The organism is Bacillus paralicheniformis (genome assembly GCF_002993925.1).
Classification (GTDB): domain Bacteria; phylum Bacillota; class Bacilli; order Bacillales; family Bacillaceae; genus Bacillus; species Bacillus paralicheniformis.
On the sequence record NZ_CP023665.1, the window covers coordinates 4280317 to 4297691 of the forward strand.

The following is a 17375-nucleotide window of genomic DNA, read 5'->3' on the forward strand; positions in this document are numbered from 1 at the left end:
CCTGGTGCCTCCTTTAATACTGCTTTGCAGATTTCAGCATTTTTTCTTTTGCTTCATACGCCTTTTGCACGCTTTCCTGTTCGGAAACCTCTGCAACACCTACGTGCCACCAGCTGTCATAGCCGTCCGTCATCGTCTTCGGCAACACCTTCATTTCGATCAATGTTGAGACATCTTGTTTTTTGGCATCTTCAAGCGCCGCTTTTAATTCTTCAATCGTGTTCGCTTTGTAGGTTTTTGCTCCATACCCTTCGGCCACTTTCGCGTAGTCGACATTGAGAATCTGATTGTCTGCTGTTCTGAATTCGCAGAAGTAGCTGCCGCTTCCATGGTCCATTTGCAGGTTGTTGATACAGCCGAATCCTGAGTTGTCAAAGAGCAGCACGTTGATTTTTTTATTATATTGAATTGCTGTAATGAGCTCTGAGTGGAGCATCAGGAAGCTTCCGTCTCCGACCAGTGAATAAACCTCTCTATCAGGATGAGCCAATTTCAAGCCGAGTGTTCCCGATACTTCATATCCCATGCAGGAATAGCCGTATTCCAAGTGGTACGTATTCGGTACGTTTGAATGCCACAGCCGTTGGAGATCCCCAGGCAAAGATCCTGCTGAACAAATGACGACGCTGTCCGGATCAACTGTTTCATTGATGGCGAGCAATGCCGTTGTTTGCGGGAGCTCGGTTTGCAGCACATCCGCGTATTCGTTGAGTATTTCTTGAGAAAAATGATCTTTAATTTCAGGTGTGAAGTTTTCACGCTTAAATGTTACCTTGCTCAAACGGTCACGCTCAGCAAGCCACTCGGCTTTCAGTTCCTTGATGATCGAACCGAATTCGCTCTTATAGCCTTCCAATAAACCGTGCAGCTTGCCGAGCGTTACTTTTGCATCGGCAACGACTTGGAAAGCATCCAGTTTATATGCCTGCATTCTGTTGACATTGATGTTTAAAAACTTTGAGTTGTCAAAGTCAAAAGCGGTTTTTGATGATGTCGCGAAATCGGTATAGCGCGTGCCGATTCCAATGATCAAGTCAGCCTCGCGAGCCGCTTTGTTTGCCGCCAGCGTACCTGTGATGCCCATTCCACCCAAGTTGTTGGCAAAATCAGCTTCCACTGTAGATTTTCCGGCCTGGGTTTCCACCAGCGGAATATTGTACGCTTCAGACATGGCGATCAGTTCGTCGCGCGCTCCGGAATATTTCGCTCCGCCGCCGACCAAGATGAGCGGTTTTTTGCTCGACTTGATCAGCTCTGCCGCTCCCTTCAGTTCACGCTCGCTCGGCTCTTTGCGATCAATATAGTGAACGCGTTTCTCAAAAAAGCTTTCATCGAAATCATAGGCTTCGCCTTCAACATCTTGAGAAATGCAAACCGTTGCAGGACCCGCTTTTGCAGGATCTGTCATCACTTCAAAAGCGCGAATCAGACTGCTCATCAACTGTTCAGGGCGCGTAATCCGGTCCCAATACCTCGAAACAGGCTTCAAAGCATCGTTCGTCGTAATCGCCGCACTGTATTCCTGTTCTACTTGCTGAAGAACAGGATCAGGCTGTCTCGTTGCAAATGTATCAGCCGGAATCAAGAGAACCGGAATATTGTTCGCAAGCGCCGTACCTGCGGCGGCCACAAGGTTAGCTGCTCCCGGTCCGACTGATGTTGATACAGCATAGATCTTCCTCCTCAGCATCTGCTTGCTGTAAGCCATTGCCGCATGTGCCATTCCCTGCTCATTCTTGCCTTGAAACACCTTTAAATGACCCGCATCCTGTTCAAGCGCCTGGCCGATGCCAACGACGTTCCCATGGCCGAAAATCGTAAAGATCCCCTCGACAAACGGTGTTTCTTCACCATCTACATGGATGTACTGCTGATTTAAGAATTTAATTAACGCTTGTGCTGTGGTTAAACGTATTTTCTTGCCCACAAACGATCCCACCTTTATTCATATTCTTCATTTAAGACTGAGCCGCGATAAGCTCTTCAATCTCGGCGACTGTCGGCATCGCTTCAGATGAGCTGTGCTTGGAAACAACAATGGATGCGGAAGCGCTTCCGTATTTCAGCGCAGTTTCAATATCTTTGCCTGAAACGAGTCCGTAGAGGAAAGCGGAAGCGTATGAATCCCCCGCTCCAAACGTTTTTAAGACCTTCGTTTTGTATGCTTTCGCCCGGAAGATGTCTCCGGATTTGCTGTATGCATATGAACCTTCGACACCGTGCTTGATAACGACAAGATCTGCGGAATGTGCAAACAAATGCTGAACAGATTCTTCATTGCTGCCGCCGCTCTTATTTTCCATTACATCAAACTCATCACGCGTTCCGATGACAATGTCTGATTGTTCGGCAACAAGCGTATAGTAAACGGACGTTTCCTCCGCAGATGTCCACGTATATGGACGATAGTCAAGCTCAAAGACCACTTTCACTTGATGCTTTTTCGCCAGCTGCACGGCTTTCAGCACCGCTTCGCGGGAAGGGCTTTTAGCCAGTGCCGTACCTGACACAAGAAGCATCTTCGATTTTGCAATATAGTCTTCGTTCACTTCAGAAGGGGCAAGGTAAAGATCTGCAACATCATCCCTGTACATTAAAATGCTGCATTCTTCAGGGCTTAAAATTTCTGTGAAAGCAAGCCCCGCTTTATGTCCGTCTTTATCAACCGCCATTTGTGACGTATCGACACCCGTATTTCTCATATAGGTTTCGATGAATCTGCCGTGCTGGTCATCCGGAATCTTCCCGATAAAGCCGGTCTTCAATCCTAATTTGGAACTGCCGATTGCAATATTAGCCGGGGAGCCGCCGACATATTTTGAAAATGTCATCGTCTGCTCCATCGGCCTGTTGTATTCGACTGCGTTTAAATCGATACATGCGCGGCCGATCGCTACAATGTCAAATTCTTTCTCTTCATTAAACGTATACCTCATCTTCAACAGCCTCTCCTTGCCTTATTGTTAGCGTTCCAAAATCCATTCATGGTCAGGGTCGTTATGAAACTTCCATTTCCGCGTCGGCCCTGCCATCACGTTTAAATAATAGGATGTGTATCCGTCAGGCACCCCGACAGGATGGTATCCGGCCGGCACGATGACAACGTTTCCATTTTCAACAGTCATCGTCTCGTCGATAGAACGGTCATCTGTGTAGACGCGCTGAAATACAAAGCCTTGCTGTGGGTCAAGTTCATGGTAGTATGTTTCTTCTAAAAAGGACTCTTCAGGCAGGTTGTCTTGATCATGCTTGTGCGGCGGATAGCTGGACCAGTTTCCGCTTTCAGTGTAGACTTCGACGACTAAAAGGCTGTTCGCTGAAGGATCTGAATCCGGAAGTATGTTATGAACGGTTCGTTTATTGCTGAATTTCCCGCGGTTTTCAATACCGTTGTCTTCAGCTTTGATCAGTTTCGTCGGCAGCTGATTTTCAGAAGGGGAATAGCACAGGGCAACTCTTGCCTCTGTAACCGCGGTAATGCCGAACTTGCGGTCATTTGACACATACACGCTGTCGGTCGGCTTTCTTTCGAAAACGCTTTCTCTCGTGCCGATATTTTCAAATGTCTGTTCATGATCGGTTACGGTAATCTTTCCGGTAAGCGCGACGATGCAGCATTCTTGTTTGCTCAGCGATTCTTCATAGCTGGATCCCGGTGCGAGATCAAGGACTTTAAACTCGACATAACTGAGATCCGAATTCGATTTTTTCACTTCGTGTACAAGCTTCACGCCTTGTGACAGCTCATTCGCCTGCGGCTTGCGCAACAAATGACTCATGGATAAAGCCTCCTTTTCAAACTTGAAACATGATCCGAACAGCGCGGGAACCGCGCCGCTCGGTTTTTTCACAATTAATTGAAGTCAGGCGCCGGATATCTTGCAGTGACGACCTTTTTGCGCGTATAGAAATCGACGCTGTCTTTTCCGTTCGCATGCAATGTGCCAAAGAACGAAGACTTCCATCCTGAGAACGGGAAGAATGCCATCGGAGCCGGTACGCCCAAGTTGATGCCGAGCATTCCCGCATCAATGTTTTCACGGAAATAGCGGATCGCATTCGAATTCGATGTGAACAAACATGCGCCGTTTGCAAATTCGGATTGGTTGGCGATGTCAACCGCTTCTTTCAAGTTCTTCACACGGATGACTGACAATACGGGAGCAAAAATCTCGTCTTTCCAGATCGTCATATCAGTTGTGACATTGTCAAAGATTGTCGGGCCGACGAAATAGCCTTCATCTGTCACATTTTCACGTCCGTCGCAGACAAGTCTCGCACCCTCTTCAACTCCTTTTTGTATATAGCCGAGTGTGCGTTTCTTGTTGTCTTCGCGAATAACAGGTCCGAGGAATACACCGTCGTCTAGTCCGTTTCCGATTTTGACTTCAGATGCTTTCTGAACCAATTTCTCCATGAATTCATCTGCGATCCCTTCTTCAACCGTCACTACTGCACATGCCATACAGCGTTCGCCGGCAGATCCGAAAGCAGCGCCGATAATATTTGTTACCGTGTCTTCAAGATTGGCATCGTTCAGAACGATGGTGTGGTTTTTAGCGCCTGTCAGCGATTGAACGCGTTTCAGGTTTTCGCTTCCTTTTTTATAGACATATTCTCCGACCGGTTTTGAACCGACGAATGAAATCGCTTTAATTTCCGGGTGTTCGAGAATGCCGTTTACTACATCATGAGCACCGTATACGACATTGAAGACCCCTTTAGGAAGTCCGGCTTTTTCAAACAGTTCAACAAGCTTTTCCGTCAGGAGCGGCGTCCGCTCGGAAGGTTTCAGAATAAATGTGTTTCCTAACGCAATGGCCATCGGGAACATCCAGCACGGTACCATCATCGGGAAGTTAAATGGGGCAATTCCGCCGACGACTCCGATCGGGTAACGGTAGTTCGCCGCTTCAACATCGGTTGCAATTGAAGCAAGTGAATCTCCCATCATCAGGGATGGCGCTCCAGCTGCAAACTCGACATTCTCGATGCCGCGTCCAACTTCGCCCAACGCTTCTTTCGTGTTTTTTCCGTTTTCAATCGTGATGAGGTGGGCGAGCTCCTCTTTATGCTGAGTCAAAAGCTGCTGAAAGTTAAATAGAATTCTTGCCCGGCGCGGAACGGCCACTTTTGACCATGTCTTAAACGCTTCAGCCGCTGTTTGCGCTGCGTATTCGATATCCTCGCGCGTCGAAATCGGCACCTGGCAAAGCACTTCTTTCGTCGCAGGATTGACTACATCTTCGTATTTGTCGGTTTTGCTTTCAACCCATTCTCCATTAATATAGTTTCTTAACTTTCTGATTTCTGCCATTCTTATAACCTCCTTGAATATTAAACATCTCCTGGTACAGATGGGGCAGGTTCCAGCCATTATGTATGAATGCCGAACGGCTCTTCAGTGCATAACGGATTTTCGCAAAAAACAGGAATTAAACGCTTACAAAAGAAATTAATGAATAGAACGATGATTTTATCAAAAGAACCGCAACGCAATAAAACGTTTACACTCAGAAATTTCTCAACTTTATCACGTTTTGGTCACTTCTTGGTTATATTCTAATCCGGTCTTACCCATAAGTCAATCAAAATCATTAAATTTTTCTTTTGTAAGATTTATAGAAAACCTTAAAATGATTTAGAAAAACATTGTATAATAAAAAGAAACAGGACAAATCTTGCAAAAAATAGCCACCAATGTTATCATTTTTTAAGCAATTATTGGTTAACTTTTGGGTTTATTATATATATTTATCCAAATATACTAGAAGGAGATACTTGGTATGAAGTTAATGCGGATCAAAGAAATGGAAGAATATATTTTGACCAATGGCACCGTTTCACTTGATGAGCTTTGCCAGGTCTTTAATGTTTCCAAAAACACGGTCAGACGCGACATTAACAAGCTGACCGAGAAAGGAGTCATAAAAAAAGTCTACGGCGGCGTAACGGCGATCGAAAAAACGGCCTTAATCCCATTTGAAAACAGAACCATTCAAAACAAGGATGCCAAGATGAAAATCGCGCACTACGCTTCACGCTTTATTGAAGACCATGACCTGATCTTTATCGATTCCGGCACAACGACCCAATCCATATTGGAAACTCTTGATCCAAATAAAAATGTAACCGTTTTAACGAACAGCCTCGACATTATCAACGCTGCTGCCGCGATGCAAAATATAAACTTGATCATCATCGGCAGCAACTACAAACGGAAAACGCAGTCCTTCGTCGGCATGGATGATCCGGGAACATTGGATAAATATAATATTAATAAAGCTTTCATGTCGGCAACAGGAGCAACACTTACCCATGGACTGACAAACTCCGATCTGCTCGAATATGAAATTAAAAAGAAAATATCCGAAAAAGCAAAACAAGTATACTTGCTGGCCGACCATTCCAAATTCGGGAAGTCGACCTTGCTGACGTACGCGCCGTTTGACAGATTGCACGCGATCGTCACATCTCAGGCGCTGGATGAGGAATATCACGAGTACTGTAAAGAGCGCAACATTGAAATCCATTTGGCAAAACATGTATAGTTGAAGTGGACACCCTTGACCGGCTGTATCCAAACGGCCGGCCAAGTTTATTGATCAACATATCATTTCAGGAGGGGAATCCAATGAAAAAAGTTAAAGTTGGCAAATCAGATTTGCACGTATTCCCGATTGGTTTGGGAACCAATGCCGTCGGAGGACATAACCTTTATCCGAATCTCAATGAAGAAACGGGAAAAGAATTGGTGCGGGAAGCGATCAGAAACGGCGTCACATTTTTAGATACCGCCTACATATACGGCATCGGCCGTTCCGAAGAATTAATCGGCGAAGTCCTCAAAGAATTCAACCGCGAGGATGTCGTGATTGCGACAAAAGCCGCCCATAAGAAAGAAGGCGACGATTTTGTCTTTGACAACTCCCCTGCATTTTTGAAAAAGTCCGTTGAAGAAAGTCTGAAGCGTCTGCAAACTGACTACATCGACCTTTTCTATATCCATTTCCCTGATGAGAACACGCCGAAAGACGAAGCGGTTCAAGCGCTCCATGAACTGAAGCAGGAAGGCAAAATCAGAGCGATCGGGGTATCCAACTTTTCGCTTGAGCAGCTGAAAGAAGCGAACAAAGACGGATTGGTGGATGTGCTCCAAGGCGAATACAACTTGCTGAACAGGGAAGCTGAGACGACATTCTTCCCGTATACACAGGAGCATAACATCTCATTTGTTCCTTACTTCCCGCTTGTCTCCGGATTGCTCGCCGGAAAATACAGCGAAGATACAACGTTCCCGGAAGGCGACCTGAGAAGAGAAATGGAAAACTTCCAAGGCGAACGCTTCAAAGAAAACATTAGAAAAGTGAACCAGCTTGCGCCGATCGCGGAAAAACACAATGTTGACATCGCCCATATCGTGTTGGCCTGGTACTTGGCAAGACCTGAAATCGATGTGTTGATCCCGGGCGCCAAACGCGCTGATCAGCTGATCGACAATCTCAAAACGGCAGAAGTCAATCTGTCTCAAGAGGACATTGATTTCATCGACCGGCTGTTCGCCCGCTAAATAATCAGGAAACCTATCTTAAAAGATAGGTTTCTTTATTTTTAAAATCATATTGACAGCGCTTCCATTTTTGGTATGATAGGAAAGAAGTTAATACAAGTGACGGAGAATGGGAGATTCACAATAAGGCCCTCTTGTGCCAGGGGTTTTTTTGTGGATCTCTCTTTTTATTCGTCACATAAGGAGGCGAATAAAACCGGAAACCAACATTTTGCATACCGACTTGAAAGGGGAAATCATTTGATGAAAAAACTTGTCCGCAGCATCTTCCTTATAACAGCTGCAATCGTTGCCGCCGGTTTTGGACTCAGCGGGCATGCGGAGGCCGCAAGCCATTCCCAGCCGCAGCTCAATCCGAGTCAGCTATTAAATGTCGCACACCGCGGCGCATCGGGTCATGCTCCCGAACATACGCTTTTGGCTTATAAGCTTGGGCAAAAAATGAAAGGCGATTACATAGAAATCGATCTTCAAATGACAAAAGACGGACATTTGGTCGCCATGCACGATGAGACATTGGATCGCACGACCAATGGTACGGGTTTTGTCAAAGACTATACGCTGAAAGAAATCAAACAGCTTGATGCAGGCTCCTGGTTTAACGAAGCATATCCTGAGCGGGCAAAAACGGAGTACGTTGGGCTGAAAGTGCCTACCCTGGAAGAAATCATCCAAACATTCGGGAGAAGCGCGCGCTACTATATCGAAACAAAATCACCGGAAGACTATGATCATATGGAAGAAAAGCTCCTGGACATTCTGAAGCAATACAAACTGACCGGGGCAAACATTCATTCAAGCAAAGTCATCATTCAATCTTTTAGTCCTGAAAGCTTACAAATCATTCATAACGCTAATCCAAACATTCCGCTTGTGCAATTATTATGGTACGACAAACCGGCTGCCATTACTGACGCCGAATTAAAACAATATCAATCTTACAGCGTCGGACTCGGCATGAACTTTGACCGCATTGATCGGGCATACGTGCAAAAAATTCGAAGCACCGGCATGCTGGTCCATCCTTATACCGTGAATGAAAAAGAAGATATGAAGCGGCTGCTCGATTGGGGAGCGACCGGAATGTTCACCAACTTTCCGGACCGGCTGCGCGATGTTTTGCGTGAAAAGAAGTAAATGAATAAAGAAGGGGTATACCATGTTAAAACTGTTTAAACCAGCACCGCCGATTGAGCGGATGCCGGACGATCAAATTGATTCGGAATATAAGAAATTCAGACTGCAAGTTTTTCTCGGCATCTTCATCGGTTATGCGGCATACTATTTAATTCGCAAAAATTTCTCGCTTGCCATGCCTTATTTAATCGAAGAGGGATTTTCAAAGTCGGCGCTCGGCTTTGCCTTATCCGCTCTATCCATCTCTTACGGGCTGAGCAAGTTCGTGATGGCCACGATATCAGACCGGAGCAATCCGCGGATGTTCCTGCCCGCCGGTTTGATCCTTTCCGCTGTCATCAGCTTGTTGATGGGATTTGTTCCTTTCTTCACCTCATCAATCGCCATTATGTTTATCATGCTGTTCTTAAACGGCTGGTTCCAAGGCATGGGATGGCCGCCGTCAGGACGCGTCCTTGTCCACTGGTTCAGCGTCAGCGAAAGGGGAAATAAAACAGCCATATGGAATGTCGCCCACAATGTCGGCGGGGGACTGATGGCGCCTATAGCCGTTGCCGGCGTCGCCATCTTCTCAGGCATTACGGGATCTGCTACAGGCTATGAAGGCGTATTTATTTTGCCCGCCTTGGTCGCCATCGCCGTTGCCGTCATTTCTTACTGGCTGATCCGGGATACGCCGCAGTCTGTCGGACTGCCTCCAATCGAGGAATACCGCAACGATTATTCAAGCAAGTCGAAGAAAACATTTGAAACGGAATTATCAACGAAAGAAATCCTCTTTAAATATGTATTAAATAATAAATGGGTGTGGGCGATCGCACTTGCCAACATTTTCGTGTACTTCGTCCGCTACGGCGTTCTGGATTGGGCGCCAACCTATTTAAGCGAAGAAAAAGGCTTTGATATGAGCAAATCAAGTGTCGCTTATTTTCTGTATGAATGGGCGGGGATTCCGGGGACATTGCTTTGCGGCTGGATCTCTGACAAATGGTTTAAAGGGCGCCGCGGACCGGCAGGCTTTGTCTTTATGGTTGGTGTTTTGATCGCGGTGCTTGTATACTGGTTCAATCCAGCCGGCAATCCGATGATCGACATGGCATCATTGATCGCGATCGGATTCCTCATTTACGGTCCAGTTATGCTGATCGGTCTTCAGGCACTTGACTTTGTTCCGAAAAAAGCGGCAGGTACGGCTGCAGGATTGACGGGTCTGTTCGGATACCTGGGCGGAACCTTGACGGCAAATGCGCTGATGGGTGTTATCGTCGATGCATCCGGCTGGAATGCGGGCTTTACGCTCTTAACCGCTTCATGTGCAATCGCAGCACTCATCTTTGCGATGACATGGAATGTGCGGGGACAGGAAGTTGTGAAACATTAACATCAAAAAAAGATACATCTCGCCTAAAGCTGAGATGTATCTTTTTTATTTTTATGCCATCACTTTGCATATATCATTCGTAAATTCAACGGGGTCTTCGATTGGCAAGCCTTCTATCAGCAGCGCCTGGTTGTACAGGATGCCGGTGTACAGCTTGAATTTATCTTTGTCGTTTTCAAAAGCATCCTGCAGTGTTTTGAAGACTTCGTGATTTGTATTGATTTCCAATGCTTTATCAGCCTTTACGTGCTGGTTGTCAGGCATTGCGTTTAAGATTTTCTCCATCTCGATGGTGACTTCTCCGTCAGCGGCAAGGCATACAGAGTGTGTCTTCAGCCGTTTTGACGCCCTTACGCTTTTCACTTTTCCATCCAGGGTCTTTTTCATCTCTTCAAAAAGGTCTTTGTATTGGCTGTCGTCCCCGTCTGATTGATTTTGCTCATCATCGTTTTCGATTCCGAGGTCGCCGCTGGATACCGACTTGAATTCTTTTTCTTGATAATTCGCCAGCATTTTGATGGCGAACTCATCGATGTCCTCGGTGAAATAAAGGATTTCATACCCTTTTTCCGAAACCAGCTCGGTTTGAGGAAGCTTTTCAATTCGGTCATACGAGTCGCCTGACGCATAGTAAATGTATTTTTGATCTTCAGGCATTCTGGATACATATTCATCAAGGGTGACCAGCTTTTTCTCTTTTGATGAATAGAAAAGCAGCAGGTCTTTCAGCATATCTTTATGAGCTCCAAAATCATTGTATACCCCAAATTTAAGCTGTCTGCCAAACGATTGATAAAAAGACTCGTATTTTTCTCTGTCATTTTTCAGCAAGCTTTTCAGCTCATTCTTGATTTTTTTGCTGATGTTTTTGGCAATCAGCTTCAGCTGCCTGTCATGCTGGAGCATCTCCCTCGAAATGTTGAGCGATAAGTCTTCTGAATCGACCATTCCTTTGACAAAGCTGAAGTGGTCAGGCAGCAGGTCCGGACACTTTTCCATGATCAGCACACCGTTCGAATACAGTTCAAGACCCTTCTCAAATTCCTTCGTGTAGTAGTTGAACGGAATATTTTCAGGGATGAATAAAATCGCATGATATCTCACTGCGCCGTCCACGCTTGTATGGACGTGAGCGAGCGGCTTGTCAAAACCGTAACGCTTTTCCGTATAAAACGCCTCGTAATCTTCATCTTTCAGTTCGCTTTTGTTTTTTCGCCAAATCGGCACCATGCTGTTGACTGTCTGTTCTTCCTGAACTTCTTCAAATTCATTTTCAGCGTCTTCTTTCGGCTTGTTAACGGTGACATCCATCTTGATCGGATAGCGGATGAAATCAGAATATGTTTTGATGATCGCTTTTAAGCGATGAACATCCAAGTATTCATCATAGTTTTCGTCGTCTGTATTTTCTTTCAGCTTCAAAATGACATCGGTTCCCGCTGATTCTTTCGCAGCCGGTTCGATCGTATAGCCGTCGGCCCCCGCTGATTCCCATTGATACGCTTCATCGCTGCCATGGGCTTTTGTCATGACGGTGACGGTGTCCGCAACCATAAAAGCGGCGTAGAAACCGACGCCGAACTGGCCGATAATATCGTGCCCGTCTTTTAATTCGTTTTCTTGTTTAAACGCAAGCGAGCCGCTCTTGGCAATGGTTCCAAGATGTTCTTCAAGCTCTTCTTTCGTCATGCCGATCCCGGTGTCCGCAATCGTCAGCGTTCTGTTTTCTTTGTCTGCGGAGATTTTTATGTAGTAATCATCTTTGTTAAACGTCAGTGAATCGTCTGTCAGCGCTTTGTAGTAGATTTTATCGATGGCATCGCTCGCATTGGATATCAGCTCCCTTAAAAAGACTTCCTTTTGGGAATAAATCGAGTTGATCATGATGTCCAGCAATCTCTTGGATTCTGCTTTAAATTCTTTTTTAGCCATCTGTCTCTCTCCTCTTTTGCTCATATGATATACATATATCGTTCGATTCTGTTCACAAATTAAATAACACACTGCCTGCACGATGTCAATTCATATGGCAGCGGTTTGACAACCGGCACTCCGCTTCATATAATGTGTGGTGAAGGTAAATTTGACCAAAACGAGGTGGAAAGGAATGAAAATCTTATCAACTGTTCTTAAAAGAGAATTGGCTTAAAGACGGGAGAAGTCTGCCCTTTTTTAGACAAGCCATCTCGGGAACAGTTTGATATGATTTGACATCCTTTCTTGCTGTATTTTAAATATGTAGCGGGTAAGGTGTAGTTTGCCTTACCCGTTTTTTTTGCCGGACAGGATAGCGAGGCTTCACGCTGTTCTCTTTTGATGGCTTGTTTTTTCAAAAAAAATAAGCCTGAAGGAGAGAATCACCATGAGTATTGTTCATGTCACGAATCTGACCCATATATATGGAGACCGTATTATCTTTCAAGACGCCGGGTTCCGCCTGCTGAAAGGCGAACACGCCGGCCTTGTCGGTGCAAACGGAGCCGGAAAATCGACATTGCTGCGGATTTTGACAGGCAGCCTTCTGCCCGATCACGGAAACATTGAATGGCAGCCAAACATTCGGGCCGGCTTTCTTGAACAGCATGCCAAGCTGACGAAAGGCACAACCATCCTTCAGTACATGGAGCAAGCGTACGACCGGCTGTTTGAAATCGAAAAGCAACTGAATCGGCTTGCCGAAAAAATGGCCGACGCCGAAGACAATCTGGAGGCCATTTTGAAAAGATACGGAGAGCTCCAATCCGAACTGGAGAGTTCAGGATTTTACCAAATCGGAACGAAAATTGAGGATGCCGCTCAAGGCCTCGGCTTTACGGAAATCGGGCTTGATCAGGATGTCGCGGCTTTAAGCGGCGGGCAGCGTACGAAGCTCCTGTTGGCCAAACTGCTGCTTGAAGAACCTGATGTGCTCCTGTTGGATGAGCCGACCAACTATTTGGATGCGGCCCATATTGAGTGGCTGACGGGGTATTTGAAAAACTATAAGCACGCCTTTCTCGTGATCTCACATGACGAACACTTCTTAAATGAGATCACGACGGTGACATTCCATCTGGAGCATCAAACGATCAAACGGTACTCCGGCAGCTATCAATATTTTCTGAAGGAATATGTGCAAAGCAGGGCACAGGCTGAAGCCGCATACGCCAAACAACACAGGGAAATTAAAAAGCTAGAGGGGTTTATCGACCGGAACAGGGTCCGAAAGGCGAAGCAGGCCAAAAGCAGGGCGAAAGCATTAAGCAAAATCAAGCGAATCGAAAAACCGACAGATTCTTATGTCCCCAGCTTTTCATTTAAAACGGGGCGAAATCCGGCGATGACCGTACTCAAAACGGAAAATCTTGAGGCGGGCTACACCGTTCCATTATTTAAGCCTCTTTCTCTGACCGTAAAACGGGGCGATAAAATCGCCATTACCGGAGAAAACGGCGCCGGAAAATCGACGCTCATTAAAACGTTGCTCGGTGATCTCAAGCCTCTTAGCGGCACCGTCACAGCAGGACAGCATTTACAGGCGGCCTATTTCAGACAGGAAAGTCCGGCTTCTCATCATACACCGCTTGAAAAATTGCGGGCGTTCTTTCCTGATCTATCGGAAAAAGACATCAGGCAGACGCTCGCGATATCCGGTTTGACGCCAAAGCATATCAGCCAGCCCCTTGCTACGCTAAGCGGCGGTGAACAGGCAAAGGTCCGGCTGGCGGAACTGATGCTTTCAAACAGCAATCTGCTTGTTCTTGATGAACCGACAAACCATCTTGACACATCGGCAAAGCGTGCGTTAAAGCAAGCGCTCTGCGACTACAAGGGAACGATTTTGCTCGTTTCCCATGAACCGTCTTTTTATGAAGACTGGGTGACTCATATTTGGCGGATTGAAGCATGGCGCCGCAAATAGGTAAAAGCCGGCCTTTCGAAGGGCCGGCTTTTTCATTTGGACAATACAAGCTCATGAATGGCGTGAGCAACGCCGTTTTCGTTATTCGTACGCGTTTCATAATCGGCCGAAGCTTTTACCTCAGGGATCGCATTCCCCATGGCGACTCCGCATCCAGCCCATTCGATCATCGACATGTCGTTTCCGTTGTCTCCAATACAGATCACTTCTTCTTGCGCGATGCCTAATATGTCGGCAAGCTGCTGAACGGCATTTCCTTTACTTGCCGCAGGGTGAAGAATTTCATAAAAGAACGGCGAGCTTTTCACCATTGTATAACGTTCCTTGACGTCTTCCGGTATTGCTGCGATCGTCCGATCCAGCTTTTCCGGTTCATCAATGTACATCGCCTTTGGCGCGAGAAGGTCTTTCGGGATTTCTTCGATCGTCCGAAACCGGAGCGGCACTTTGGTGACGTATGATTCGTGAACAGTATACGGGCTGATTTCCCGGTTTGGCGTATATAAATAAGCAGAATCAAAAAAATGCATCGGCGTATCAAGCTTTTGGCTAAGCTCATATAACGATTTTACATCATGATAGCCCAGCGTCAGCTCTGACACGACTTCCTGAGTGTGCGTATTTTGAACGAGCGCTCCGTTATAGGCGATGACATAATCGCCGTCTTCATTTAGATTCAGTTCTTCCAGATAGCGGCTTACACCGCCGAGAGGACGGCCCGTGCAGAGAACGATTTTGACGCCTTGCTTTTTTGCAGCATACAGGGCATTCCGAACTTCCTCTGTTACTTCATGAAGATCATTCAACAATGTTCCATCCATATCTATCGCGATTAGTTTGTACATTTTACACTCTCCCTGATCAGAATCGAGCCCTAACATCGTACTTATGACCCATACCTTCTTTATTGTATCACAGCTTTTCCCCGTCATTTTCGTCTGATGCCCACGGAAAAAACGCCTTACAGCAAATAAGGCGTTTTTCGAGCCGTTTGGCCTGCTTAAAATATTTCCTGCAGAATCGGATCTTCATCAAGGATGCGAAGCGCTTTTTCGCGATAGCCGGCTTCATGCAAGTACGTATAGCGGTTCGGCTTGACAGTGTGCGACAAATTGATCGCTTCGCGAAACTCATCTTTGTTCAGATTCAGCGTTTTCACATATTGAAAAAAGCCTGTTCTCGTAAACACCTTTTCAATCCGCTCAGCCCGATGATCCTGTACATGAGCCATGATGTAGGTGGCTACCCCGACTTGAATGCCGTGCATCTGCGGTTTTTCCGCAATTTTGTCCAACGCATGGGAAATCAGGTGCTCAGAACCGCTGATCGGCGCGCTGTTTCCGCTGATTTCCGTGGCGATGCCTCCCATTGTCAAAGAGCTGACAAGCTCTTTTAAAAAGATCGGCTGTTTAATATCCTGCATCGGTGTACGGACAAAGCTGTTGACCGCTTTCTTGCTGAGCATCGACGCAAACGCATTTACATCGCTGGCCCCTTGCCGCTCTTCAAACTCCCAATCATAAAGTGCCGTAATATTGGACATCAAATCGCCGATCCCCGCCAAAATAAAGTGCTCCGGCGCTTTTTGAATGATACTCAAATCAGCTATGATTCCATACGGAACCCTTGCCGGCACGGTTGTTTTTTTTCCTTCGACTTGAAGCGAGCAATTGCTGCTCGCAAACCCGTCATTGGATGCCGACGTCGGAATGCTGATGAACGGGGTCCGCTTGGAAAAAGCGATGTATTTTCCGCAATCGACAACATACCCGCCGCCCATGGCAATGATGACATCGTAATTCCCGATTGAAAATGCCTGCTTCAAAAGCTCCTGTATGTCCAGGTTGGACGGCAGCAAAACAGCTTCTACTTTGACATGTTGAAAGGCGGCTTTTAATGAGTGCTCATACTGCTGATAGGAAAAATCGTCAAAAAACATGATCGCCTTGTCAAACTGATGCTTTCTCAATATCTCATCCAATCGGCCAAGCACGCCTTCACTAATGTCCAAAACCGCGGGAATGGCTATGCTGGTAACCTGGCGCGGCATTAGACGATCCGCCCTTTTTCTTTAAGATACTGTTCAATGTCTTCAAATGTTTCAACGGCTACAAATGGCACCCCCTGCTGACGAAGCAAATCCTGGAGCGCATCCTTTGCAAATGTTACATCCGCAAATTTAGCCGGGTGGGAATCCGGTTCACTGTCACCTGCAAAATAAATCGTCTCGTACTCTTCTTTCAGCTTCTGAATGACCTTTGATTTATCAATCCCATAGCGCTCAGAGTAATGCCAATGATTCTCATCAATGTCCAAATGAACATTGTCTTCTTTAAAAAAGCCTTTATTTGAAAAGACCTCAACGTCTGTAATCCCGTATTTCTTTAAAATATAATGAATGTAATAATCCGTGCCGGCGCTTAAAATGTAGAAATCGCCGCCGTTTTTCTGGACATGCTGAATGAAGTCTGGCACATATTCATCAATTGGTATGGAATGAATGTCATCAATGATTTTTTGCTCGCTTTGATGAATTGAAGCAAAAACGGTTCCCAAAAACTCGATATCTTTTAATTCTCCGGCCTTCCACTTCTTGAACAATTCACGGCCTTCCGGAAAATATTTATCAATGACCATCCAGTAAAAATCCTGTTTGGAAATCGTCCCATCAAAGTCTGATACAAATGCCCATTTCTTCATACTGCATACCTCTTTTCTATGGTATTTTAAAAGATTAGATTCATTATACAAAAAGTTTGTGAAACATTGAACATAATATTATTTCTTTTTTGTGTACTTTCGTTCACAAGCTGAATCATCTGCCTCTCTGAAAAGAGACATATATGATCATTCTTGATCTGTACGCTGTTTACCTTTTTCCGTCACGGCAAATTTGCGCTTCATCGTTTTAATGTTTTCCGCCTTGCGAAACCTGAGCGCAGACCAATCTTCATCTATTGCAATTTGCCGAACCGGTTCATAGCCTTGGTCCGCAAGCAGTCCGGCTACTGTGTCGCGGCTGCAGTCCGATCCTTTGTAGACTTTCGAAGATTTTTTCGGGTAGCAAAGCCAAAACAGTCCGTCTTCCGCCAGATGACGCTCAGCCTCTTTAGCTAAAGCCTGCAACTTTGCGTTGGTCGCTGCGAATACCTGAACAAAATCGTACCGGTCAGCTTCGGCCTGATGATCGACATGGCCTTGAAATTCAGCCATGATGCCGCTGTATGCCTCTGGCGGATTCACGATCAGTACAGGCTGTCCATTATCCTTGAACTGCAGTTTTTTGATCACCGGGTTCGTTTCTGCCATACTTCATCAATCCTTTTTCTGTTTATAGTAACAAATTAACCAAAACAGCACTAATCATACTTAGCAAAAAAAGTGAT

14 protein-coding genes are annotated in these 17375 nt (G+C 45.8%); 5 read left to right on the forward strand and 9 right to left on the reverse strand.

All coding sequences use genetic code 11. From position 1 onward, the window contains the following. Positions 1-13: 13 nt before the first annotated feature. The 4 genes from iolD to iolA all read right to left on the reverse strand — a co-directional run bounded on the left by iolD (position 14) and on the right by iolA (position 5317). Positions 14-1927, reverse strand: coding sequence for a 3D-(3,5/4)-trihydroxycyclohexane-1,2-dione acylhydrolase (decyclizing) (iolD, locus tag CP943_RS21810; RefSeq protein WP_105981328.1), 1914 nt, complete (start codon positions 1925-1927; stop codon positions 14-16). A gap of 31 nt (positions 1928-1958) precedes the next feature. Next, on the reverse strand, positions 1959-2936 hold the full coding sequence (iolC, locus tag CP943_RS21815; protein WP_025810535.1) for a 5-dehydro-2-deoxygluconokinase: 978 nt from the start codon (positions 2934-2936) through the stop codon (positions 1959-1961). Between the two features lie 27 nt (positions 2937-2963). Further along, complete coding sequence (gene iolB / locus CP943_RS21820; protein WP_020453546.1) at positions 2964-3779, reverse strand: 5-deoxy-glucuronate isomerase; 816 nt, start codon at positions 3777-3779, stop codon at positions 2964-2966. Between the two features lie 74 nt (positions 3780-3853). Continuing rightward, positions 3854-5317, reverse strand: coding sequence for a methylmalonate-semialdehyde dehydrogenase (iolA, locus tag CP943_RS21825; RefSeq protein ID WP_020453547.1), 1464 nt, complete (start codon positions 5315-5317; stop codon positions 3854-3856). 469 nt (positions 5318-5786) lie between these two features. On the opposite strand from iolA, the gene CP943_RS21830 reads away from it, so the two are divergent. From CP943_RS21830 to glpT, 4 genes are all read left to right on the forward strand, one after another. Continuing rightward, the gene (locus CP943_RS21830; protein WP_025810534.1) at positions 5787-6551 is read left to right on the forward strand and encodes a DeoR/GlpR family DNA-binding transcription regulator; all 765 of its coding nucleotides are present in this window, start codon (positions 5787-5789) and stop codon (positions 6549-6551) included. Positions 6552-6634: 83 nt separating this feature from the next. Then, positions 6635-7570: an aldo/keto reductase gene (locus CP943_RS21835; RefSeq protein ID WP_011198461.1), complete on the forward strand. Its 936-nt coding sequence runs from the start codon at positions 6635-6637 to the stop codon at positions 7568-7570. A 243-nt stretch (positions 7571-7813) separates the two neighbouring features. Further along, a complete protein-coding gene (locus CP943_RS21840) occupies positions 7814-8707 on the forward strand; it encodes a glycerophosphodiester phosphodiesterase (RefSeq protein WP_020453550.1) in 894 nt (297 codons plus the stop codon). Positions 8708-8729: 22 nt separating this feature from the next. After that, complete coding sequence (gene glpT, locus CP943_RS21845) at positions 8730-10088, forward strand: glycerol-3-phosphate transporter (RefSeq protein WP_020453551.1); 1359 nt, start codon at positions 8730-8732, stop codon at positions 10086-10088. Positions 10089-10139: 51 nt separating this feature from the next. Here glpT and htpG read toward each other — a convergent pair whose 3' ends face one another. Further along, positions 10140-12020, reverse strand: coding sequence for a molecular chaperone HtpG (gene htpG / locus CP943_RS21850; protein ID WP_023856871.1), 1881 nt, complete (start codon positions 12018-12020; stop codon positions 10140-10142). Between the two features lie 430 nt (positions 12021-12450). Here htpG and CP943_RS21855 point away from each other — a divergent pair, with 430 nt between their 5' ends. Next, the gene (locus CP943_RS21855; RefSeq protein ID WP_105981329.1) at positions 12451-13989 is read left to right on the forward strand and encodes an ABC-F family ATP-binding cassette domain-containing protein; all 1539 of its coding nucleotides are present in this window, start codon (positions 12451-12453) and stop codon (positions 13987-13989) included. Between the two features lie 32 nt (positions 13990-14021). Here CP943_RS21855 and yidA read toward each other — a convergent pair whose 3' ends face one another. The 4 genes from yidA to CP943_RS21875 all read right to left on the reverse strand — a co-directional run bounded on the left by yidA (position 14022) and on the right by CP943_RS21875 (position 17298). Beyond that, positions 14022-14834 (reverse strand): sugar-phosphatase, encoded by an 813-nt coding sequence (gene yidA, locus CP943_RS21860; RefSeq protein ID WP_095323584.1) that lies wholly within the window; start codon positions 14832-14834, stop codon positions 14022-14024. Positions 14835-14989: 155 nt separating this feature from the next. Continuing rightward, on the reverse strand, positions 14990-16039 hold the full coding sequence (locus CP943_RS21865) for an iron-containing alcohol dehydrogenase family protein (protein WP_105981330.1): 1050 nt from the start codon (positions 16037-16039) through the stop codon (positions 14990-14992). Further along, the gene (locus tag CP943_RS21870; protein WP_039073080.1) at positions 16039-16689 is read right to left on the reverse strand and encodes an MtnX-like HAD-IB family phosphatase; all 651 of its coding nucleotides are present in this window, start codon (positions 16687-16689) and stop codon (positions 16039-16041) included. The genes CP943_RS21865 and CP943_RS21870 overlap by 1 nt, the downstream gene beginning before the upstream one ends. 147 nt (positions 16690-16836) lie before the next feature. Then, positions 16837-17298, reverse strand: a complete 462-nt coding sequence (locus tag CP943_RS21875) for a hypothetical protein (protein WP_020453557.1) — start codon at positions 17296-17298, stop codon at positions 16837-16839. Positions 17299-17375: the final 77 nt, after the last annotated feature.

Bases quoted from the DNA above. Each gene is read 5' to 3' on its own strand.
- iolC (WP_025810535.1), bottom strand. From the start codon at position 2,936: ATGAGGTATACGTTTAATGAAGAGAAAGAATTTGACATTGTAGCGATC.
- iolB (WP_020453546.1), bottom strand. From the start codon at position 3,779: ATGAGTCATTTGTTGCGCAAGCCGCAGGCGAATGAGCTGTCACAAGGC.
- iolA (WP_020453547.1), bottom strand. From the start codon at position 5,317: ATGGCAGAAATCAGAAAGTTAAGAAACTATATTAATGGAGAATGGGTT.
- CP943_RS21830 (WP_025810534.1), top strand. From the start codon at position 5,787: ATGAAGTTAATGCGGATCAAAGAAATGGAAGAATATATTTTGACCAAT.
- CP943_RS21835 (WP_011198461.1), top strand. From the start codon at position 6,635: ATGAAAAAAGTTAAAGTTGGCAAATCAGATTTGCACGTATTCCCGATT.
- CP943_RS21840 (WP_020453550.1), top strand. From the start codon at position 7,814: ATGAAAAAACTTGTCCGCAGCATCTTCCTTATAACAGCTGCAATCGTT.
- glpT (WP_020453551.1), top strand. From the start codon at position 8,730: ATGTTAAAACTGTTTAAACCAGCACCGCCGATTGAGCGGATGCCGGAC.
- htpG (WP_023856871.1), bottom strand. From the start codon at position 12,020: ATGGCTAAAAAAGAATTTAAAGCAGAATCCAAGAGATTGCTGGACATC.
- CP943_RS21855 (WP_105981329.1), top strand. From the start codon at position 12,451: ATGAGTATTGTTCATGTCACGAATCTGACCCATATATATGGAGACCGT.
- yidA (WP_095323584.1), bottom strand. From the start codon at position 14,834: ATGTACAAACTAATCGCGATAGATATGGATGGAACATTGTTGAATGAT.
- CP943_RS21865 (WP_105981330.1), bottom strand. From the start codon at position 16,039: ATGCCGCGCCAGGTTACCAGCATAGCCATTCCCGCGGTTTTGGACATT.
- CP943_RS21870 (WP_039073080.1), bottom strand. From the start codon at position 16,689: ATGAAGAAATGGGCATTTGTATCAGACTTTGATGGGACGATTTCCAAA.
- CP943_RS21875 (WP_020453557.1), bottom strand. From the start codon at position 17,298: ATGGCAGAAACGAACCCGGTGATCAAAAAACTGCAGTTCAAGGATAAT.